General features: G+C 63.1%; 18 protein-coding genes and 1 pseudogene. 8 read left to right on the forward strand and 11 right to left on the reverse strand.

Annotated elements, in window-relative coordinates; genetic code table 11:
- From AC1DYX_RS12725 to AC1DYX_RS12755, 7 genes are all read right to left on the reverse strand, one after another.
- Positions 1-266, reverse strand: a 266-nt coding sequence (locus AC1DYX_RS12725) for an FmdB family zinc ribbon protein (protein ID WP_477259232.1), incomplete at its 3' end; no start/stop codon positions are given.
- A gap of 399 nt (positions 267-665) precedes the next feature.
- Positions 666-1,271 carry a methyltransferase domain-containing protein gene (locus AC1DYX_RS12730; RefSeq protein WP_477259261.1) on the reverse strand — a complete coding sequence of 202 codons (606 nt, stop codon included), beginning with the start codon at positions 1,269-1,271 and terminating at the stop codon, positions 666-668.
- Entirely contained in the window at positions 1,271-2,839 is a 1,569-nt protein-coding gene (gene ubiB / locus AC1DYX_RS12735; RefSeq protein WP_477259234.1) for a ubiquinone biosynthesis regulatory protein kinase UbiB, read from the reverse strand. Before ubiB ends, AC1DYX_RS12730 begins: the two co-directional genes overlap by 1 nt.
- Positions 2,839-3,513, reverse strand: a complete 675-nt coding sequence (locus AC1DYX_RS12740) for a ubiquinone biosynthesis accessory factor UbiJ (RefSeq protein ID WP_477259236.1) — start codon at positions 3,511-3,513, stop codon at positions 2,839-2,841. The genes ubiB and AC1DYX_RS12740 overlap by 1 nt, the downstream gene beginning before the upstream one ends.
- Before the next feature lie 75 nt (positions 3,514-3,588).
- A complete protein-coding gene (locus AC1DYX_RS12745) occupies positions 3,589-4,536 on the reverse strand; it encodes a Tim44 domain-containing protein (protein WP_477259238.1) in 948 nt (315 codons plus the stop codon).
- Between the two features lie 9 nt (positions 4,537-4,545).
- Positions 4,546-5,280, reverse strand: coding sequence for a bifunctional demethylmenaquinone methyltransferase/2-methoxy-6-polyprenyl-1,4-benzoquinol methylase UbiE (gene ubiE / locus AC1DYX_RS12750; RefSeq protein ID WP_477259240.1), 735 nt, complete (start codon positions 5,278-5,280; stop codon positions 4,546-4,548).
- A gap of 65 nt (positions 5,281-5,345) precedes the next feature.
- The gene (locus AC1DYX_RS12755; RefSeq protein WP_477259242.1) at positions 5,346-6,578 is read right to left on the reverse strand and encodes a N,N-dimethylformamidase beta subunit family domain-containing protein; all 1,233 of its coding nucleotides are present in this window, start codon (positions 6,576-6,578) and stop codon (positions 5,346-5,348) included.
- A 712-nt stretch (positions 6,579-7,290) separates the two neighbouring features.
- Between AC1DYX_RS12755 and AC1DYX_RS12760 the strand changes: the two genes are divergently transcribed.
- Positions 7,291-7,494 (forward strand): cold-shock protein, encoded by a 204-nt coding sequence (locus AC1DYX_RS12760; RefSeq protein ID WP_036238916.1) that lies wholly within the window; start codon positions 7,291-7,293, stop codon positions 7,492-7,494.
- A gap of 125 nt (positions 7,495-7,619) precedes the next feature.
- Here AC1DYX_RS12760 and AC1DYX_RS12765 read toward each other — a convergent pair whose 3' ends face one another.
- The 4 genes from AC1DYX_RS12765 to AC1DYX_RS12780 all read right to left on the reverse strand — a co-directional run bounded on the left by AC1DYX_RS12765 (position 7,620) and on the right by AC1DYX_RS12780 (position 13,241).
- A complete protein-coding gene (locus AC1DYX_RS12765; RefSeq protein WP_477259244.1) occupies positions 7,620-8,045 on the reverse strand; it encodes a gamma-butyrobetaine hydroxylase family protein in 426 nt (141 codons plus the stop codon).
- Between the two features lie 30 nt (positions 8,046-8,075).
- Positions 8,076-8,522, reverse strand: coding sequence for an HIT family protein (locus tag AC1DYX_RS12770; protein ID WP_477259246.1), 447 nt, complete (start codon positions 8,520-8,522; stop codon positions 8,076-8,078).
- Complete coding sequence (locus AC1DYX_RS12775; protein WP_477259248.1) at positions 8,519-12,526, reverse strand: DUF3683 domain-containing protein; 4,008 nt, start codon at positions 12,524-12,526, stop codon at positions 8,519-8,521. The genes AC1DYX_RS12770 and AC1DYX_RS12775 overlap by 4 nt, the downstream gene beginning before the upstream one ends.
- Before the next feature lie 211 nt (positions 12,527-12,737).
- Positions 12,738-13,241 carry a VTT domain-containing protein gene (locus tag AC1DYX_RS12780; RefSeq protein ID WP_029757054.1) on the reverse strand — a complete coding sequence of 168 codons (504 nt, stop codon included), beginning with the start codon at positions 13,239-13,241 and terminating at the stop codon, positions 12,738-12,740.
- Between the two features lie 111 nt (positions 13,242-13,352).
- Between AC1DYX_RS12780 and ilvA the strand changes: the two genes are divergently transcribed.
- From ilvA to AC1DYX_RS12815, 7 genes and pseudogenes are all read left to right on the forward strand, one after another.
- Positions 13,353-14,969 carry a threonine ammonia-lyase, biosynthetic gene (ilvA, locus tag AC1DYX_RS12785; RefSeq protein ID WP_477259251.1) on the forward strand — a complete coding sequence of 539 codons (1,617 nt, stop codon included), beginning with the start codon at positions 13,353-13,355 and terminating at the stop codon, positions 14,967-14,969.
- A 262-nt stretch (positions 14,970-15,231) separates the two neighbouring features.
- Positions 15,232-16,062: an NADPH-dependent 7-cyano-7-deazaguanine reductase QueF gene (gene queF / locus AC1DYX_RS12790; RefSeq protein ID WP_477259253.1), complete on the forward strand. Its 831-nt coding sequence runs from the start codon at positions 15,232-15,234 to the stop codon at positions 16,060-16,062.
- Positions 16,063-16,443: 381 nt separating this feature from the next.
- A complete protein-coding gene (locus tag AC1DYX_RS12795) occupies positions 16,444-16,926 on the forward strand; it encodes a PTS sugar transporter subunit IIA (RefSeq protein WP_477259255.1) in 483 nt (160 codons plus the stop codon).
- A gap of 15 nt (positions 16,927-16,941) precedes the next feature.
- Complete coding sequence (gene hprK, locus AC1DYX_RS12800) at positions 16,942-17,877, forward strand: HPr(Ser) kinase/phosphatase (protein WP_029757058.1); 936 nt, start codon at positions 16,942-16,944, stop codon at positions 17,875-17,877.
- A gap of 69 nt (positions 17,878-17,946) precedes the next feature.
- Entirely contained in the window at positions 17,947-18,810 is an 864-nt protein-coding gene (gene rapZ, locus AC1DYX_RS12805; protein WP_477259257.1) for an RNase adapter RapZ, read from the forward strand.
- Between the two features lie 164 nt (positions 18,811-18,974).
- Positions 18,975-19,679 (forward strand): annotated as a pseudogene (locus tag AC1DYX_RS12810) (transposase); the annotation flags it as partial.
- Positions 19,680-19,872: 193 nt separating this feature from the next.
- A complete protein-coding gene (locus AC1DYX_RS12815) occupies positions 19,873-21,093 on the forward strand; it encodes a CHASE2 domain-containing protein (RefSeq protein ID WP_477259259.1) in 1,221 nt (406 codons plus the stop codon).
- Positions 21,094-21,283 lie beyond the last annotated feature (190 nt).

Here is a 21,283-nt window from a genome sequence, read left to right on the forward strand (position 1 = left end):
GGCGCCGGCGCGGCGGGCGCCGCCGGGGCACTTGCGCCGCCATCGGACGAGGCCGCCGGCGCGGTGCCCGTTGCCGGCGCGGAGCCACCGCGGAAGTCCGTCACGTACCAGCCGGTACCTTTCAACTGGAAACCGGCAGCGGTGACCTGCTTCTTGAACGATGACTTGCCGCACGACGGGCAAACGGTCAGAACCGGATCGGAAATTTTTTGCAGTACATCCTTGGCAAAACCGCATTCATCGCAGCGGTAGGCGTAAATCGGCATCTGAATACTCCGCAAAAATCATCAAAACCCTGAATTATAAAGCTTTTACGGAAGATTTTGCCCCCCCATGGGGTTAAAGTAGGGTGGGCACCCAGTGCCCACGCGAACGCATGCGGCATGCGAACGTTACGCGTGGGCACAGGGTGCCCACCCTACAGGCCCGATAGAATTGATGCCTCATGGAAACAGTGTTGTTTTTCGTCAGCGTACGGATGAGTTTCATTTGCTGAACATCAACTAAACTGATTAAATAGCATTTCTCAGCGGTATCTTTGTAGATACTGTCGACAGATTAAGAAACAGAAGTTTGCGCGACCAGTCTTCCGGCCCGCCGCAATACCATAGAAGAGCACTTCAAATCGGGGCCCGCTTGCGGGCCCGTTTCTTTTTGTGCTTCGTTCAGCGCTTGCGCCACACCATCCACCGCTCCTTGCCCGCGAACACGGGAATGGAGTCTTCGACGGCCTCGTCGGCCATGCAGTCGAACGCTGGTCCCAGCAACCCGTCGAGGCGTGCCCGGTCGATGCCGAACGGCGGGCCCTTCACGGCATCGTCAAAGAAGAAATAACCGGCCAGTAAGCCACCCTGCCCCAGCAATCCGCTCCAGCGCTGCGCGACGTCCGGCCAGCGCGCCCGCGGCAGCGCGCACAGGAACGCCTGTTCATAGATGAGTTCCAGGGGGCGCGGCGGGTCGTAGGCGAAGAAATCGGCCTGCACGATCCGGTCGGCCCACGGCCCGGCCTGCGCGCGGGCGCGCGCGACGGCTTCGCCCGAGAAATCGATGGCGGTGACATCCCAGCCGGCCTCGCACATCAGCGCCAGCTCATGCGCGGAACCACAGCCTGGCGTCAATGTGGTCATGGGACGGCCGGCGCCCGCGACGAACCGCCGCAACGCCAGCGGCGCCCCGCCCCGCTCCCACGGCGTGAAAGCGCGCCCGAAACGCTCATCCCAGAATTGCGGGGAGAGCGGATCGCGGCTGGCGAAGTCCGGCGGCGTGGCCATCAGAGGCCCCAGTGCCAATGCCCCGCGACATGCATGCCGACGACGAGCACGGCCAGCACGCCCGTCACGCAGGCGACGAACGTCAGCAGGCGGTTGGTGCGGCGCTGCTCGAGCAGCAGCATGGCCATGACGGCGTCCTGGTCGACTTCGCGGAGCGCGTGCTTTTCCAGCACCTGGTGCGCCAGGCGCGGCAGCTGCGGGAAGATCGCCGCGTAGCGGGGCGCCTCGTCGCGCAGCCGGTCGACGAAGGCGCGCCAGCCGACCTGCTCCGCCATCCAGCGCTCCAGGTACGGTTTCGCCGTCTTCCACAAATCGAGGTCGGGGTCGAGCTGGCGGCCCAGGCCCTCGATGTTCAGCATGGTCTTTTGCAGCAGCACGAGCTGCGGCTGCACCTCGACGTTGAAGCGGCGCGACGTCTGGAACAGGCGCAGCAGCACCTGGCCGAAGGAAATGTCCTTCAGAGGACGATCGAAGATCGGCTCGCACGTGGCGCGCACGGCCGCTTCCAGTTCATCGACGCGGGTTTCGCGCGGCGCCCAGCCCGATTCGATGTGCGCCTCGGCCACGCGCTTGTAGTCGCGCCGGAAGAACGCGAGGAAGTTCTGCGACAAATAATCCTTGTCGAAGTCGTTCAGCGTGCCGACGATGCCGAAGTCCAGCGCGATGTAGCGGCCGAACGTGGCCGGATCGATGGAGACGAGGATGTTCCCCGGGTGCATGTCGGCGTGAAAAAAGCCATCGCGGAAGACCTGCGTGAAGAAGATCTCGACGCCGTCGCTGGACAGTTTTTTGAGGTCGATGCCGGCGGCGGCGAGGCGGTCCGTCTGCGAGATCGGAATGCCGTTCATGCGCTCCATCACGATCACGCTGCTGGAACAATAATCCCAGCACATTTCCGGCACGAGCAGCAGATCGGAATTCGCGAAATTGCGGCGCAGCTGGCTGGCATTGGCCGCCTCGCGCATCAGGTCCAGTTCGTCGTGCAGGTATTTGTCGAACTCGGCCACGACTTCGCGCGGCTTCAGACGGCGGCTGTCGGCCCAGACTTTTTCGATGAGGCCGGCGGCCAGCTGCATCAGGGCGATGTCCTCGTCGATCGTCGTCTTCATGCCCGGACGCAGCACCTTGACGGCGACTTCCTTGCCGTTCTTCAGCGTGGCGAAGTGCACCTGGGCGATGGAAGCGGAGGCGACCGGCGTGCGTTCGAACGAGGCGAACAGCGCGTCCGGCGCCGCACCGAGCGAGCGCGTGATCTGGGCGACGGCCACGTCGGAATCGAACGGCGGCACGCGATCCTGCAGCAGCGATAGTTCCGCCACGATATCGGGCGGCATCAGGTCGGGACGGGTCGACAGCACCTGGCCGAATTTCACGAAGATCGGGCCCAGTTCTTCCAGCGCCAGGCGCAGGCGGATCGCGCGGGGCGAGGTAATCCGGCGCCAGAAGAAGACGGTATTGATCAGGCGGGCGGTACGCGGGACGTGCAGGCCGGAAATCGCGATCTCATCCAGGCCGTATTTGACGATGACGGTGAGAATCTTCAGCAGGCGCAGGAATTTCAGGATCATCAGTGGTCCGAAAGCGTGTCAGGGATCGTCGATACGGGAGCGGCGTTGCGCCCGGCTTGCTGTGCCAGTTTCTGCTCCAGCCTGGCGATGCGCTTGGCCGTGCGCTCGACGTCGTCGCGCAGGCGGCCCACGTCGTCGGCGAATGTCTCCACCGCGGCCGGCCGCACGAGCACGCGGCGTTCTTCCAGCAGGAATTCGGCGACGTTCTCGGCCAGCCGGCGCCCGGCCGTGGCCGCGCCCGACACCGCGGCGCGCGCGCCGCCTGCCAGGCGCACGGCGCCGATCGGTCCGAACAGGCGCTCGAGGTCATGCTCGGCATCCCAGCGCAAGCCCTTGGACAGTTGCGAGATCGTGTTGGCGAACTCGGCATCGCCTTCGATGCGCACATAGGAAAACGCGCGGTCGCGGTTCTGCAGGATCAGCGGCAGGTCGGAGAGCTTGACGTGGATCGTGACGTTGGCCGCGTCATCGCTGCCTGCCGTCTCCAGCATGCCGTCGCGCGTCACGCGCATGCGGACGGCGAGATGCCCGGTGTCGATGACGGCGACCTTGCCCGCATGGCGCATCAGGACGTCGCGCGCCCACGCTTCCTGCGCGAGCAAGTGGTTGATCGTCGCCACGGCGGGTGCCGTCAGGCCCCGTTGCGGCGACAGGGAGAAGGGAGTCGGAGGCATTAAAATTTCACATTACAAAATAAAACCGCCCGGCATAAGTCGGGCGGTTTCGATCTTACCAGTTTCGCGAACTTCTTAAGTAATCTGCTGGATACCCGCCAGGACCCAGCCGCCATTGCCGGCCAGCGGCTTGGCCAGATTCCACACCTCGACGAACGGCTCCGCCGGCGCACCCGGCGCATTGCGGATCATGCCGTTGAACTGCACGCTCGCCAGGTAATCGCGGTCGGTCGTCTCGATGCCCAGCAGCTGGGAATCGATGCTGACCACTTCCGTGTAGTCCGGCTGGCCGCCCCGCTCCTGCACCTGCAGCGACAGTTCGGCATACACCTCGGGCGACGTGAACTCGCGCAGGTCGGCCAGGTCGCTGCGGTCCCAGGCGGCCTGCATGCGGATGAACGAGGCCTTGGCGTGGCGCAGGAATGCCTCCGTGTCGAACCCGGCCGGCACGCCCCACGCCTCGTGCGCGGGCGCGGCCTTGTCGAGGGACGGCGCGTTCGAGAATCCGGACTGGAAACCGCCCTGGTTGCCGGCGTAGGCACTGTTCAGGCCCGAACCGATTTCCGGCGTGGCCGAGGCCGGCACGGGGGTCGAGTTAAAACCGGTGAAGGTCGGGTTGGCCGGCGTGTCCTTGCGGCGGAACATGCGCACGATGAACATCACGGCGAACACGAGCAGCAGGATCATCAGCAGCGACGACAGCGCGCTGGCCATGGCACCGCCGATGCCGAAGTGCGAGAACAGCGCGCCCAGGCCGAGGCCGAGCAGCGCTCCGCCCAGCACGCCTTTCCACATGCTCGGCCGTTTCACCGGCAGCGCGGCCGGCACGGCGGGAGCCGGGGCCGGACGCTGGTACGACGGCTGCTGGGAAGGCGCGGGGGTCGGCGCCGGGGCCGGTGCACGCATGCGGCTCACGGACTGCGACTGGCGGCCGAACGAACGGCTGCCGCCGAGCGGGCGCGCGTCGGCGACGCTGGACAACGTCATCAGCGCGATCATCATGCTGGCCAAGAATTTTTTCATCTGCTCACCTCAGAGTTTGATGCCGGTGTGCAGTGCGGCCACACCAGCCGTCAGGTTGTAGTACTGGACGCGTTCCAGGCCGGCCGTTTCCATCATCGATTTCAGCGTGTCCTGGTCCGGATGCATGCGGATCGATTCCGCCAGGTAGCGATAGCTTTCGGCATCGTTGGCGATGCGCTGGCCCAGCCACGGCAGCACGGAGAACGAGTACACGTCATACGGCTTTTGCAGCGGCGCCGCGACTTTCGAAAACTCCAGCACGAGCAACTTGCCGCCCGGCTTGAGCACACGACGCATTTCCGCCAGTGCCAGATCCTTGTGCGTCATGTTGCGCAGGCCGAAAGCCACGCTGACGCGGTCGAAATAATTGTCCGGAAACGGCAGTTTTTCCGCGTCACAAAGCAAGGTGGGGGTGACGAGACCCTTGTTCAATAGACGATCGCGGCCCACCCGCAGCATCGACTCGTTGATGTCCGTGAGCCAGACCTCGCCGCTCGGCCCCGCCTGTTTGGCGAATGCCTTGGACAGGTCACCCGTGCCGCCCGCGATGTCGAGCACCCTGAAGCCGGGACGCACGCCGGCCTGGGCGATGGTGAACGCCTTCCACACGCGATGCAGGCCCGCAGACATGAGGTCGTTCATCACGTCGTATTTCGACGCGACCGAGTGGAATACCTTGGCTACCTCATGGACCTTCTCGTCTTCCGAGACGGTCTTGTAGCCGAAATGGGTGGTGTTGGTCATAGTGGCAAGCTGTTTGGTCTTGCCGCATTATACAAGCCGGGTGCTGCGGCCAGCTTAAAGAGGACTTACCGCGTCCGCGCGAATCTGGCGAACACATTGCGCAGCATCCGGCTCAATATCGGGTCGATCGCCAGGCTGCCGCCGAAGGTGATCGACCCGACCGAAAACACGCCGCCCCCGCCCGCGTGCGTGAAATACGTCATGTCCGCGCCACTGCGCCAGCGGTTGGTGCCCTTGGCCAGGTGCACCAGTCCGGCGGGTCGGTTGCGGGAATCGATCTTGTCCATTTCCCACCCCGAAGCGCCGCCCAGGTTCAGGCCGGACCGGCCGATCAGCATGCCTTTTTCGACGCCGGTGCCGTCAAAGATCCAGTGGTCGGGTGCGATCACCTTGTAAGGGCATGTCGATTTGTAGCCGGCCTTCGTGAAACGGATGCCGAGCGTTTGCGTCTCCGGACGCCCGCAATCGCGCCATCGCCCGCCCGCTTCGCCGCTGAAGGTGTGCCTGCTGCCGTCGTATTTCACCTCGAGCTGGTGCCCACGGATTTCCGTTTTCCAATAAAGGCCATTGCCCGAGAGATAGATCAGATTGCCGCCGGCGCCAAGAAAACGTTCCAGTCCACCATACATCGCCTCCGTCCAGTACTCGCTGTGTGTACTGATCAGCAAGGTAGCGTATCGCTGCAACAGGTCCGGCGTGTCGTGCAGGTCGAGGTCGGCGTACAGGTCGTAGGCGATCCCGTTCTGCTCCAGCCAGCGCAGTATGTGCCTCTCGGCGTTCGCCAGATGCCGGTCGTCGCCGGCCATCGAGGCCGCCGGATTGGGCCGATGCATGTGCACGCGGAACGCACTCTGCCTGGCGAGGCCGTCGTCGACGTCGTAGCGGTACAGCGACGCGCCGCCCCATGGGTTGTAAGCGAGCCAGGTATTGGTCGACGCCAATACCGCCACGTCGGCACGCGTGCCTGTCCCGGGTACCTTGACGATGAACGTGATGTCGAAAGCGGCGCCGCTGTCGTCGGCAATACGCGCCGTGTACATCCCGCTCCGCCAATCCGCGCCGACCTCCAGCGTCCAGGTGGGCTCCCAATTGGCGCCCTGTTCGAAGACATCGGCGGCGTAGTGTTGAGGCTTGCCCGCGATCTCGCCGATGTGCAACACCGGCTGCTCATGCACGCATTGCCGGAGGACGGTCAGCGCAAAACGCAGGCGCGGCGCGTGAACGAATAATTGCAGGCGCTCGCCAGGAAATGCGCTGATCCGGTCGGCATAGCCTTCGAGCGCATGCAGATTCTCCACGGGACGGTCCGGGGCAAGCGTGGATGTGCTGAGTCGAAAGTTTCCTGCCGCAATTGGAATGTCACCGACATTTTCTACGCTCACGGCAAGTTGAGAGGTTTGAAGACAGGAAGACGGCAGCTCGAGAACAAAGAATATATGCCGATTTAGAAGAATCCGGATCATATATTCCATTCTCAATACCAAAGGCAATTTTCTTTTACGGCTAATTAAATTGTCTTTAGGCATTATGAATTGCTCTGAATCTATTTCATGAAGCAGCTTCCCATCGGGCTCATAAAACCTGAAGCGCAGCCTCCGCATTGGCGCGATGCCGTATGCCTCGAAAATAAGGCTTGCCTGCAACACGCGAGGGTAATCTGCAATACGGAAACGATAGGTTCGTACGGCCGACCCCTGGAGAATAAGAACGGACATCGCGGTGCGCCTTCAGTCTTGCAGCATTGACGCACCACCATATCCCAACATTACAAGCAGCCATTGAGATCGCACATAACGCTGCTTTTGACCCGAATCACATGTCTGAAAACGATATCAGCAACGCAGATGTCGGCTTTACCACACACGATATAAATTGTGCATCGCATTTGTGAAAACTCTGCTTATAATGGTTTTCGCTCGCGCACAGTTTGGAACAGGGATGCCTTATCGCTTAACCATGTGCCGCCGGCATTTATATGACTTGTTAAAAAAATTCTTGAGAGAGAGAGACATGGCGACTGGCACCGTGAAATGGTTCAACGACGCAAAAGGCTTCGGCTTCATCAAACCGGATGATGGTGGCGACGATCTGTTCGCACACTTTTCGGCCATCAATTCGGCCGGCTTCAAATCGCTGGCGGAAAACCAGCGTGTCACCTTCGACGTTACCTCCGGCCCGAAGGGCAAGCAGGCAGCAAACATCCAGCCGCAGTAAATCCTGACCGGACCGCAGACCGGATAACGCCGACCTACCCGGCCGGCAAAGAAAAAAGCGCCGTGTGTCGAACCGGCGCTTTTTTCGTTTACGTGACCCGATGTGCGGGAACCTCGTGTACGGGGTCAGTGGCCGCCGCAGCCTCCGGTGCCACAGCCGCCGCCTTTTTGCGCGACTGGAGCGGCACTCGGCTCACGGCCGCTGTCGCCCGCATATCCGGCCGCATGCAGGCGGCCCAGGTAATCCTGCCACAGCGCATCCTGCTCGTTGCCCAGCTTGTACAGGTAGTCCCACGTATAAATGCCGGACTCGTGGCCATCCGTGAACAGCGGCTTCACGCCATAGTTGCCGACCGGTTCGGCGCCGCGGATGCCGACGTCGCGCTTGCCGACCTGCAGCACTTCCTGGCCCGGGCCATGACCCTTCACTTCGGCCGAGGGCGAGTACACGCGCAGCAGCTCGAACGGGATGGAGAACGCGGCGCCATCGTCGAAGGCGATTTCCAGGATCTTCGATTGCTGGCGGATGGTGAGATTGGTAGGCGTGGCCATGATGTCGTGAACGGTAAGCGGAAGCTTGTTTTAGCGGGCGGCGAAGCGCCGTGCGATCGCCTCGGCCAGTTGCGGCATGAGGGCCCGGCGCGCCCGCAGCACCGCCTCGTCGGTCGTGCGCTGCGCCTGCGCCCACACGGGCGCGGGGAAATGCGCGTCGTCGGCATAACGCGGGATCACGTGCCAGTGCAGGTGCGGGACGACGTTGCCCAGGCTCGCCACATTGACCTTCAGCGGCTGCATCACCTCGCGCACCGCCAGCTCCAGCCTGTACACGGCGTCGTTCAGCAGCAGGCGGTCGGCATCCGCCAGGTCGCTCACTTCGCGCACGTGGTCTTTCCAGATCACGCGCGCGAAGCCGGGATAGTTGGCGTCGTCGACGAGGATCACTATGAACCTGTCGTTGTCGACGACGGTCGAAGGTGTGGCAACTGAGGACAGTTCGCACAGCTCGCAGCCGGCCACGCGCTGCGTCATACGAGCACCCGCTCGATGCCGCCGTTGTTGGCGTTGGCCACGTAGTCCGGCAGCCAGTTCTCGCCCAGCAGGTGGCGCGCCATCTCGACGACGATGTAGTCGGCGGTGGTGCCCGAGTCGTCGTTGTAGCGCGACAGGCCCTGCAGGCAGGACGGGCAGCTCGTCAGGATCTTGACGTCGCCGGTGAACCCATCCTCGCGCAGCTTGTCGGCGCCCTTCACCATCTCCTGCTCCTTGCGGAAGCGGACCTGGGTCGAGATGTCCGGACGGCTCACCGCGAACGTGCCCGACTCGCCGCAGCAGCGGTCGTTCTTCTCGATCTTGACGTTGTCGACGGTCTGCACCAGCGCGTTCACGGTCTTCACCGAATCCTGCAGCTTCATCGGCGTGTGGCACGGGTCGTGGTACATGTAGCGCGTACCGGTGACGCCTTCCAGCTTGACGCCCTTCTCCATCAGGTACTCGTGGATGTCGATGATGCGGCAGCCCGGGAAGATCTTCTCGAACTCGTAGGTCGCCAGCTGGTCGTAGCAGGTACCGCACGAGACGACGACGGTCTTGATGTCGAGGTAGTTCAGCGTGTTGGCCATGCGGTGGAACAGCACGCGGTTATCCGTCATCATCTTGTCGGCCTTGTCGTACTGGCCGGCGCCGCGCTGCGGATAGCCGCAGCACAGGTAGCCCGGCGGCAGCACGGTCTGCACGCCCACCTCCCACAGCATCGCCTGCGTGGCCAGGCCCACCTGCGAGAACAGGCGCTCGGAGCCGCAGCCCGGGAAGTAGAACACGGCTTCCGTGTCGGCGTTGGTGACCTTCGGGTTGCGGATGATCGGGATGACCTTGTCGTCCTCGATGTCCAGCAGCGCGCGCGCCGTCTTCTTCGGCAGGTTGCCCGGCATCTTCTTGTTCACGAAGTGGATCACCTGCTCGCGGATCGGCGCCTTGCCGGTCGTCGGGGGCGGCGCCTTCGTCTGTTCCTTCGCGACGGCCTTCAACACGGTCGCGCCGAGACGCTGGGCCTTGTAGCCCCAGTCGATCATCCCCTTGCGCATCGCGTTGATCGTGGTCGGATCGGTCGCGTTCAGGAAGAACATGCCCGCGCGCTGGGCCGGCTTGAAGCTGCGCTTGTCCATCTTGCGCAGCAGGTTACGCATGTTCATCGAGACGTCGCCGAAGTCGATGTTGACCGGGCACGGCGTCACGCACTTGTGGCACACGGTGCAGTGGTCGGACACGTCCTCGAATTCTTCCCAGTGGCGGATCGAGACGCCGCGGCGGGTCTGCTCCTCGTACAGGAACGCTTCGATCAGCGCGGACGTCGCGAGGATCTTGTCGCGCGGCGAGTACAGCAGGTTCGACTGCGGCACGTGCGTCGTGCACACCGGTTTGCACTTGCCGCAGCGCAGGCAGTCCTTGACGCTGTTGGCGATCTCGCCGATGTCGCTCTGCTGCATGATCAGCGATTCGTGGCCCATCAGGCCGAACGACGGCGTGTAGGCGTTGCGCAGGTCGGCGTACGCGGTCTCGCTGTTCAGGAGCTTGCCCTTGTTGAAGCGGCCTTCCGGATCGACGCGCTTTTTATAGTCGCGGAAGTCGCGGATCTCGTCCTCGGTGAGGAATTCCAGCTTCGTGATGCCGATGCCGTGCTCGCCCGAGATGACGCCGTCCAGCGAACGCGCCAGCTTCATGATGCGCTCGACGGCCTTGTGCGCGTCCTGCAGCATCGCGTAGTCGTCCGAGTTCACGGGCAGGTTCGTGTGCACGTTGCCGTCGCCGGCGTGCATGTGCAGCGCGACGAATACGCGCGAACGCAGCACGCGCTTGTGGATGTCGGTGGCCGCGTCCAGGATCGGTTTATACGCGGCGCCGTTGAAGATCTGACGCAGCGGCGCACGGATCTCGCTCTTCCACGATGCGCGCACGGTGTGGTCCTGCACGACGTCGAACAGCTTCGCGCCCGGCTGCTGCGCGAGGCGCGCCTGGAACGTGCCGGCGAAACCTTCGAGGCCGAACTCGCCCAGCTTGCCGAGCACGTCGCCCAGCGGCAGGTCGAGGTTGGCCGTGATCCAGCCCCAGCGCGCGGCCACGCGGGCCAGCAGCTCGTCGGCCTGCTGCGCGCGGTCGCCGAGGATCTCTTCCTTCGACACGCCTTCGCCGGTGGCGTCGTCCGCCTTCGTCACTTCCAGGTTCCCGGACGTGAAGTACGCATGCAGTTCTTCCACCAACTGCAGCTTGTTCTTGATCGACAGCTCGATGTTGATGCGCTCGATGCCGTCCGTGTACTCGCCCATCCGGTTCAGCGGAATGACGACGTCTTCGTTGATCTTGAAAGCGTTCGTGTGGCGCGCGATGGCCGCGGTACGCGAGCGATCGAGCCAGAATTTTTTACGGGCTTCCGGGCTGACGGCGACGAAGCCTTCGCCCACGCGCGTGTTCGCGAGACGCACGACTTCCGACGTGGCCAGCGCCACGGCATTCTCGTCGTCGCCGACGATGTCGCCGAACAGCGCCATCTTCGGCAGGGTGCCGCGCTTGGACTTGGTCGAATAGCCGACGGCGCGCAGGTAGCGCTCGTCCAGGTGCTCCAGGCCCGCGAGGCGCAGGCTGGCGAATTCCGGCTTGCCGCTCTTGGGCAGGCTGTCCAGGTAATCCTTGATCTCGACGATCGACGGGATCGCGTCGCGCGCCTGGCCGAAGAATTCCAGCGCGACGGTGCGCGTAAACTTCGGCATCTTGTGCAGGATCCAGCGCGACGACGTGATCAGGCCATCGGTGCCCTCTTTCTGGATGCCCGGCAGGCCGGCGAGGAATTTGTCGGTGACGTCCTTGCCGAGGCCTTCCTTGCGGAAGCGGCGGCCTTCGATGGCCAGCGTCTCGGTGCGGAACGGCTGGCCTTTCGGTGCGCCTTTTTCCGACGGGTGCGTCCATTCGAGCTTGAACGTGGCGACCGGCGCGTCGTGGATCTTGCCCAGGTTGTGGTCGACGCGGGTGACGTCGAGCCAGTCGCCGTTCGGGTCGACCATGCGCCACGATGCCAGGTTGTCCAGCGCCGTGCCCCACAGGACGGCCTTCTTGCCGCCCGCGTTCATCGCGATGTTCCCGCCGATGCACGAGGCGTGCGCCGAGGTCGGGTCGACGGCGAACACGAAGCCGGCCTTCTCGGCGGCCTGCGACACCCGCTGCGTGACGACGCCGGCGCCCGTATGGATCGTGGCGTAGTCGCGGTCGACGCCCGGCAGGCGCGTCATCTCGACGTCGCCCATCTGCAGCAGCTTTTCCGTGTTGATGACGGCCGACATCGGCGACAGCGGAATCGCGCCGCCCGTGTAGCCGGTGCCGCCACCGCGCGGAATGATGGTCAGCCCGAGTTCGATGCAGCCCTTTACGAGGCCGGCCATCTCGTCTTCCGAATCCGGCAGCAGGACGAGGAACGGGTATTCGACGCGCCAGTCGGTGGCATCCGTCACGTGCGACGTGCGGTGCATGCCGTCGAAGCGGATGTTGCGTTTGTCGGTGTAGCGGCCCAGCACGGCCCTGGCGCGCTTGCGCAGGTCGTAGGTATCCGCGAACTCGCGGCCGAAGTCGTCGACGGCCTTGCGCGCGGCGACGAGCAGCTGCTCGACGGCGGCGCTGCGGCGTGCGGCCGTGGCCGGATCGGCATCGCCGGCATCGACCGTCAGGCGGCGCTTGTCGACTTCCGCCAGGCGGTGGTGCAGCGCTTCGATCAGCTTGGCGCGGCGCTTCGGGTTGTCCAGCAGGTCGTCCTGCAGGTAGGGGTTGCGGCGCACGACCCAGATATCGCCCAGGACTTCGTACAGCATGCGCGCCGAGCGCCCGGTCTGGCGGGCACCGCGCAATTCGTCCAGCAATTGCCACGATGACTCGCCCAGCAGACGGATCACGATCTCGCGATCGGAGAACGACGTGTAGTTATAGGGGATTTCGCGCAGCCGGATGGGCGCGTTCTCTTCGAGCAGGGCGTGGATATTGGCAGGAGCGTTCATGGGGGAGATCGAAGGCGTACTGACGCGTAGGACTCTCTATTCTAGCTTATTGCTATGCACCACGCTGGGGAGGAAGCGATTTTAGCAACGGCGGTGAAGCAAAAACCAACGGAAAAACCGATTCAGGCTCAAATTTGTTTTGGCAAAACGCAATGTTTTCCAGTGAAAGCTCGGCACCGGGAAGAATGGAGCATCTTATCCACGTCTGCGACTATCCGAACAGCTTGCTGCTCATGTCCCCAAGCCACTTCCACCACCCGTTGGGCACGTACAGCAGCGTGACCGTCATGAACACGTAGCGCCCGAACTTGCCGATCGCCATGTAGATCACGCTGGGCCAGAACGGCAGATGCAGCCAGCCGGCCAGGGTGCACAGCGGGTCGCCGATGCCGGGCACCCAGGACAGCAGCATCGTCTTCGCGCCGTAGCGCTTCAGCCAGTGGAACCAGCGCGACGAGCGTTCCTTGGCGAAGGCGACCTTGGCACGGTAGCCGATCCAGTAGTCGACGATGCCGCCCAGGGTGTTGCCCAGCGTGGCGACGAGGATCACCGGCCAGAACATCGCGGGATTGGCCTTCACCACGGCGAACACGGCCGGCTCGGAGCCGAGCGGCAGCAAGGTGGCGGACACGAAGGCGATCAGGAATACCGAAGTGAGCCCGACGGTGGGGACGGCGAGGAATTTCAGCAGCCACAGGACGGCGGATTCGATCATCGGGAAAACGGCGGAAAGTAAGGGAAAAGAAGCCGGAGCGGTGGATGAGTGCCTCCATTATAATGAGGAGAAACTCATCTTAACGACACGGCATGCCGGGCTCACCAGGCCATGCTGCCGCACTGCTCGCCTCGGTTACCCACCAAGCAGGACAGTCAGCGTCGCCACCGGAACCCAGAACAGCCCGCATCGATCATGACTACCGACTACCTCAAGAAAATCCTCACCGCGCGCGTCTACGACGTGGCCGTCGAAACCCCGCTGGAATATGCTCCCAGCCTGTCCCGGCGCACGGACAACAAGATTTACCTGAAGCGCGAGGACATGCAGAGCGTCTTCAGCTTCAAGCTGCGCGGCGCCTACAACAAGATGGCGAATTTGTCGGAGTCACAACTGAAACGCGGCGTGATCTGCGCCTCGGCGGGCAACCACGCGCAGGGCGTCGCCATGTCGGCGGCCCGCCTGAACTGCCGCGCCGTGATCGTCATGCCCACCACCACGCCGAGCGTGAAGGTGGATGCGGTGCGCGCGTTCGGCGGCAGCAACGTCGAGGTGGTCCTGCACGGCGAGTCGTACACCGACGCATTCAACCACGCGCAGATGCTGGAAAAGGAGCAGAAGCTGGCATTCGTGCACCCGTTCGACGATCCGGACGTGATCGCCGGCCAGGGCACGATCGGCGTCGAGATCCTGCGCCAGCATTCCGGCCCGATCCATGCGATCTTCCTCGCGATCGGCGGCGGTGGCCTGATCAGCGGCGTGGCCGCGTACGTGAAGCAGATCCGCCCCGACATCAAGATCATCGGCGTGCAGACCAACGATTCGGACGCGATGGCGCGCAGCCTGAAGGCCGGCGAGCGCGTCACGCTGACGGACGTCGGCCTGTTCGCGGACGGCACCGCCGTGCGCCTCGTGGGTGCGGAGACGTTCCGCCTGTGCCAGCAACTGGTCGATGAGATCATCATCGTCGACAACGACGCCCTCTGCGCCGCCATCAAGGACGTGTTCACGGACACGCGCAGCATCGTCGAACCGTCCGGTGCGCTGGCCATCGCGGGCGCCAAGGCGTACGTGGAACGTTCGCTGATGTCGAAGAACCCGGTGCGCGGCGAGACGCTCGTCGCCGTCGCCTGCGGCGCCAACATGAACTTCGACCGCCTGCGCTTCGTCGCCGAACGCGCCGAGGTGGGCGAGGCGCGCGAGGCCGTGTTCGCCGTGACGATTCCCGAGCAGCGCGGCAGCTTCAAGCGCTTCTGTGCGCTGATCGGGCCGCGCAACGTCACCGAGTTCAACTACCGCATCAGCGACGAGCGCGAGGCGCACGTGTTCGTCGGCGTGCAGATCGGCAACCGCAGCGAATCCGGTACGGTCGCGCGCACGTTCGAGGAACACGGCTTCCGCACCCTCGACCTCACGCACGACGAACTGGCCAAGCAGCACGTGCGCCACCTGGTCGGCGGCAAGAGCGGGCTGGCGCACGACGAGCTGCTGTACCGCTTCGAATTCCCGGAACGCCCGGGCGCGCTGATGCGCTTCCTGGACAGCATGGCGCCGAACTGGAACATCTCGCTGTTCCACTACCGGAACCAGGGCGGCGACGTGGGCCGCATCGTCGTCGGGCTGCAGGTACCGGCCGGCGAGATGGACGAGTTCCGCCAGTTCCTCGCCACGCTGGGGTACCGGCATTGGGATGAGAGCGCGAATCCGGTCTACAAGCTGTTCCTGTAAAAAACGGGCCGCCGATGTGCATGGTGGGCACGTTTCATCTGGGGCCCCCGGCCCCAGATGCCCACCCTACGTTTATTTTGGCGCGCATCATACAATCCGTAGGGTGGGCTCCCCGAGCCCACCATTGTGTGCCCACCCGTAACGCATGAGTTAACGGGACACGCACCGATCGCCGGAAAGGTGTACGATACGCCGCTTTGCCGCCGCCGGACCGGCATCGCCACCACGTCACGAGCGTATGGCCGGCATCGAGACTGAAACCATGACCAATTCCCCTGAACAATCGCCCCTCGGCAAAAACTCGGCCTACCAGACCCAGTACACGCCGGAGCTGCTCTTTCCCATTCCGCGTCAGCAAAAACGCGACGAGCTCGGCCTGGCAGGCACGCTGCCGTTCTTCGGCGTCGACATCTGGAATGCGTACGAGCTGTCGTGGCTGAACATGCGCGGCAAGCCGCAGGTCGCCATCGCGACCTTTACCGTACCCGCCGATTCGCCCAACATCGTCGAATCGAAATCCTTCAAGCTGTACCTGAATTCGTTCAACCAGACCCGCCTGTCCAACACGGACGCGCTGCTGGCCCTGCTGCGCGAAGACCTGTCGAACGCGTTCGGCATCCCTGTGCACGTCACGCTGACCTTGCCGGACGAGTTCGGCAAGCTGAAGATGGGCGAGCTGGACGGGCTGCTGCTCGACCGCCTCGACGTCGAGATCGACAACTACAGTCCGTCGCCGGAATTGCTCAAGGCCAACCACGACGAGGCGGCGGTCGAGGAAACCCTCGTGTCGCACCTGCTCAAGTCGAACTGCCTCGTCACCGGCCAGCCGGACTGGGGCAGCGTGCAGATCCATTATGCGGGCCCGCAGATCGACCAGGAAAGCCTGCTGCGCTACCTGATCGGTTTCCGCGAGCACAACGAATTCCACGAGCAATGTGTCGAGCGCATCTTCACGGACATCCTGCGCCACTGCAGACCAAACAAGCTGGCCGTGTACGCCCGCTACACCCGGCGCGGCGGCCTGGACATCAATCCCTGGCGCACCAATTTCAGCACCGGCAAACCGCCCAATTTTCGTACCGCACGACAATAAGCAATGTCAACAAACAGTGTGGATGGGTGATTTTTTTACGTTCGCCCCCATCTACAGTGTACGTTTCCAGCGACATCGGCCATGGTTGCCGCGCCTTGCGCAAGGAATCGCCGCGCGGCCGCTGGATGTGCAAAGCGATAAGTTTGCGCTAGAAAAATCGGCAAAAAGAGGCCCCGGGTAGATGTTTCTTGCATGAAACTCGGGATTTCGTGGCGGAAATTGCGCATGCGTGGTGGTTGGGCGCGTGGTCTTTACGCAAAGGTTTGCGGCGGGGATCACACTGGCGCCGGACGACATGCAAAATCGAATTACACGGCCATAAAACCGGCCTATAATTCCCGCTCGCAAGCACCCGCGGGTGCACCGCACTAGAAGCGTGTTATGACTAATCTAAGCAAAATCCTCTCGCTCGAGAACGTGCAGCTGGACCTGGAAGTGTCGAGCAAGAAGCGCGCCTTCGAGCAGGCCGGCCTGATCTTCGAGAACAACTGCGGTATCGCCCGCTCCACCGTGTCGGACAACCTGTTCGCGCGCGAGCGTTTGGGCTCGACGGGGCTGGGTCATGGCGTCGCCGTGCCGCACGGCCGCATCAAGGGCAGCAAGAGCCTGAAAGCGCCGCTGGCGGCTTTCGTGCGCCTGCGCGAGCCGATCCCGTTCGAGTCGCCGGACGGGCAGCCGGTCAAGCTGCTGTTCTTCCTCCTGATCCCGGACCATGTGACGCAACAGCACCTGGAAATCCTGTCGGAGATCGCGGAACTGTTCTCGGACGAGGCAATCCGCACGGCGCTGACGACCGACACGGATCCGAAATCCGTCTACGAACGCATCATCAACTGGCAGCCGAGCCTGCAGGCCCTCGGCTGATTTGCGAAAGGCACCATGCTGCAGACTCCGCTCACCATTCAACGCCTGTACGACGACAACCGCGACAGCCTGCAACTGGGCTGGTTTGCCGGGTTTCCGGGCGGTGAGCGCGAGATTTCCGGTGACGCCGTCTCGGCCGCGGACCAGGTCGGCCACCTGAACCTGATCCACCCGGGCCGCATGCAGGTGTTTGGCCACCAGGAACTGAATTACTACCAGCGCCTGAAATCCGGCTCGCGCAGCCACCTGATCGGCGAACTGATCGCGGGCGGACCGCCGGCGCTGTTCATCGCGCAGGGTCTCGACACCCCGCCGGACATCCTCGCCATCTGCGACGAGCAGAATATCCCGCTGTTCTCCACGCCGCTGCCGGCCGCGCAGGTGATCGACTACCTGCGCGTGTACCTGTCGAAGAAGCTGGCGCAGCGCGTCATCATGCACGGCGTGTTCATGGACGTGCTGGGCGTGGGCGTGCTGATCACGGGCGACTCGGGCCTGGGCAAGAGCGAGCTTGGCCTGGAGCTGATCTCGCGCTCGCACGGCCTGGTCGCGGACGACGCCGTCGAATTCTCGCGCATCGCGCCGAACATGATCGAGGGCCGCTGCCCGCCGCTGCTGCAGAACCTGCTCGAAGTGCGCGGCCTGGGCCTGCTGGACATCAAGGCGATCTTCGGCGAGACCGCCGTGCGCCGCAAGATGCGCCTGAAGCTGATCGTCCACCTCGTCAAGCGCGGCGCGCTGGACGAAGAAGTCGAACGCCTGCCGTTCCACTTCCCCACCGAGGACGTGCTGGGCCTGCCGATCCGCAAAGTCGTGATCCCCGTCGCGGCCGGCCGCAACATCGCGGTGCTGCTCGAGGCCGCCGTGCGCAATACCATTCTGCAGTTGCGTGGCATCGATACGCTGCAGGAGTTCATGGAGCGGCAGCGCCAAGCCATGAGCAGCGACTAGCCTGTTGTAATTAGCTCATCCATAATCCTTGCCGCTGCGACAAATACATGCCGGTGCTATCATCGTCGCATGCGTATCCTACTCATTACCGGTATCTCGGGCTCCGGTAAATCCGTCGCCCTGAACGTCCTCGAAGACGCAGGCTATTACTGCGTCGACAACCTCCCTCCTGCCCTGCTGCCGGCTCTCGTCGCGACCGTCAGCGGCGGCGAGACCAAGCGCATCGCCGTCGCGGTCGATGCGCGCAGCGCCGAATCGCTGGCGGAACTGCCGACGACGGTCGCCACGCTGCGCGACGAAGGCCACGAGGTCAAGGTGATCTTCCTGACGGCCAGCACGCACTCGCTCGTCGCGCGCTTTTCCGAGACGCGGCGCAGCCATCCGCTGTCGCACGAACTGCGTCCGGGCGAAAACCCGGCGTCGCGCCGCACGCTGATCGAGTGCATTTCGGAAGAACGCGACCGCCTGGGCCCGATCGAAAAGATGGGCCATGTGATCGACACGTCGGAACTGTCGGCAAACAAGCTGCGGGCCTGGGTCAAGGAACTGGCCGAGGTCACGTACGCGCCGCTGACGCTGTATTTCGAATCGTTCGCGTTCAAGCGCGGCGTGCCGCTCGACGCCGACTTCGTGTTCGACGTGCGCGCCGTGCCGAATCCGTACTACGACCTGACGCTGCGTCCGCTCAACGGCAAGGACGCGCCCGTGATCGCCTTCCTCGACGCCCAGCCGCAGGCGGCCGAACTGCTGTCCGACATCCGCGCGTTCATCGCCAAGTGGCTGCCGTCATTCAAGAAGGACAACCGCAGCTACCTGACGGTGGCCGTCGGTTGCACGGGCGGCCAGCACCGGTCCGTGTACATGGCGGAGCGCCTCGGCGCGTATTTCGGCGAAACGGAACGGGTCGTCGTGCGGCATCGTGAGCAGCCTTGAGCCGGTGCCGGCGCCTCACGCTTAAGAAATAAAAACCTGGCAGACTACCCTCACATCGCCCTGGCCGGTACGCAGATCGATCCCGATCCAACAACGATAGTGTGAATCGTTAAGACCATCCAGGCGCGCTTCGTACAAGCAAACAGCCCCTTGTTCCGCCGCTCCACCGGGGACGGGCGAAAAAGCCTTCCAGCGGGGTTGCAACCAGCCACTGCGCCACGGGTCCGAACGAAGTCTGGAGTTGGGATATCACGTGGCTGCCGGCAGCGGTGAAGGGGCAGTTCTATTACTGGTACATGGTGCTCGACGTCTTCAGCCGCAAGATCGTCGGCCATGAGGTGCATGTGGCGGAATCGGCGGAGCTGGCGTCGCAGCTGATGCGCCGCGCCAGCCTGGCCGAGCGGCTGGCGGGTCGCCCGCTGGTGCTTCATTCGGACAATGGCAGTGCCATGAAGGGGGCCACCATGCTCGCCACGTTGGAGCAACTGGGCGTGGCGCCGTCATTCAGCCGGCCGCGTGTCAGCAACGACAACGCCTATGCAGAGTCGCTGTTCCGAACCTGCAAGTACCGTCCAGATTACCCGTCCAGGCCGTTTGGAAGCCTGGACGAAGCGCGGACGTGGACACAGAAATTCGTGCGCTGGTACAACCAGGAACACAAGCACAGCGGCCTGAAATTCGTGACGCCGGCGCAGCGTCACACTGGCCAGGATGCGGCGATCCCGGCGCGCCGCGAGAAGGTCCATCAGGATGCCAGAAACCGCAATCCGGGTCGCTGGTCGCAGGGCATCAGGAATTGGGAACTGGAAGACCAAGTCTGGTTGAATCCGGAACGGATTCGGCCAGAAGCATTACAGCAAGCAGCTTGAGCTGACGCGACAACTACGTTGACAAACGCCGGCCGACGTCTACCCTCTATATCGGGGAGTCGTTATCGCTCTCTAACCGGGCGGGAGCAAACCAATGGCTAGTGGGGAAGGATCGGCGAGTTCCAAAGAAAAGTCCCGGTTTACCCTGCGAGACTTGGTCATCTTTGTGCTCGCGTGCGTTTTGTCGGCTGTGATGGAACACGGCATCGATGGCTTTCTGCACAACGAAATGTCGCGTCATCGAAAAGGTGAGCACGTCCCTGCTGCGGAACGTTTGTTCGAGCTCAATGGAGTATATCAATCACTGATGTCCGGCGGCCCCCGCAAGCCGGTCCAGAAGTTCACCATACTCGTGGACATCGCCGCGAGGGATGATCGGTACTACAGCAGCCTGTTCGACCATGTCATCGACCCGTGCGAACGGCGGAAAGCGTTGGCGGACCTGATTGACCGGATTGCGAGCGCCAGCCCGGCAGTGATCGTGCTTGACGCACAGTTTGCGTACAACCAATGCCGGCAAGACAATGAACAAACCACCCTCCTGCAAGCGACGATTGGCAGAGTGAGCAGCACGACGCCGTTTGTATTGGGGCGCAAGCTCGATCGGTCCAAACGCGTGCTGATCCCTACCCTGACGTTCCCGGTCGTGCATGGCCAGTCCGTGCATGAGGGGTTGCTGCACTTGGACCCGGACACGAAAAAGCTTCCGCTCAAGTGGGCAACCAGCATGGACTCGGCATCAGCAGCCAAGACATCCGGACCGACCTTCATGGATACGCTCGCGCTGCAAGCTGCAGAGGCGTATGACGTCCGTTTGCTGCAAAAGTATCCGCGATTACGGGAGTTCATGAATGAAAAAAACACGTCGACGGGCGACGCCAGCCACCCGTATGTCAGCTTCCTTAATCCCGAACAATTTACCGTGTTCGCCGCCGGTGCGTTACTTTGTGGCCAGAATTATGCCGCTGCGACCAAGGTCGATGCTGCAAGCCGCTGTGAGAACGCCCCTGCAGCGCTGCGTAGTTTGCGCGGCAAGATCGTGGTGGTGGGCGCAAGCGACGAAAGCGACGCGTATCTGTCCCCCGTGGGAGAAGTTTATGGCTTTGTCCTGCACGCCAATTACATTGAAGCGCTGCTCGACCAGCGCTATTTCACCCCGGCTTCAGAGCCGGTCAACTATGTGTTTGGATTCGTGATGTTCGCCGCAATCCTGTTCTCTCTGCGCGAACCGGATCCGGTCAAGCGCATAGCGATGTTCGTCGCCACCATCATCGTCGCTTACCTGCTTGTCTATTTTTCAGTCATGTTCCTCGGGTATTACCTGAATCCGGCTTTGCTCAGCGCGGCATGGCTGGCAATAATCATTGCTCATCACGTGTATGAGAAGTTGATCCACCGTGGAGAAAAAAAATGATTAAATCTGATCGACCCTGTTGGCCTGCGAGGTGCGCTCCGGCCCTCCTGGCATGCACGCTTTTTGGCGCAAGTACCTGCACGTACGCGCGCGCCCCCATTGATCAAGCTTTTGCCCAGAGCGGCGGACAAGAGCGGCCGTCCAATGCAAAGGAGCCAGGTCCGGCAGCCGGGGGGAACTGGAACCGGCC

The organism is Massilia sp. P2_C2 (assembly GCF_056404615.1).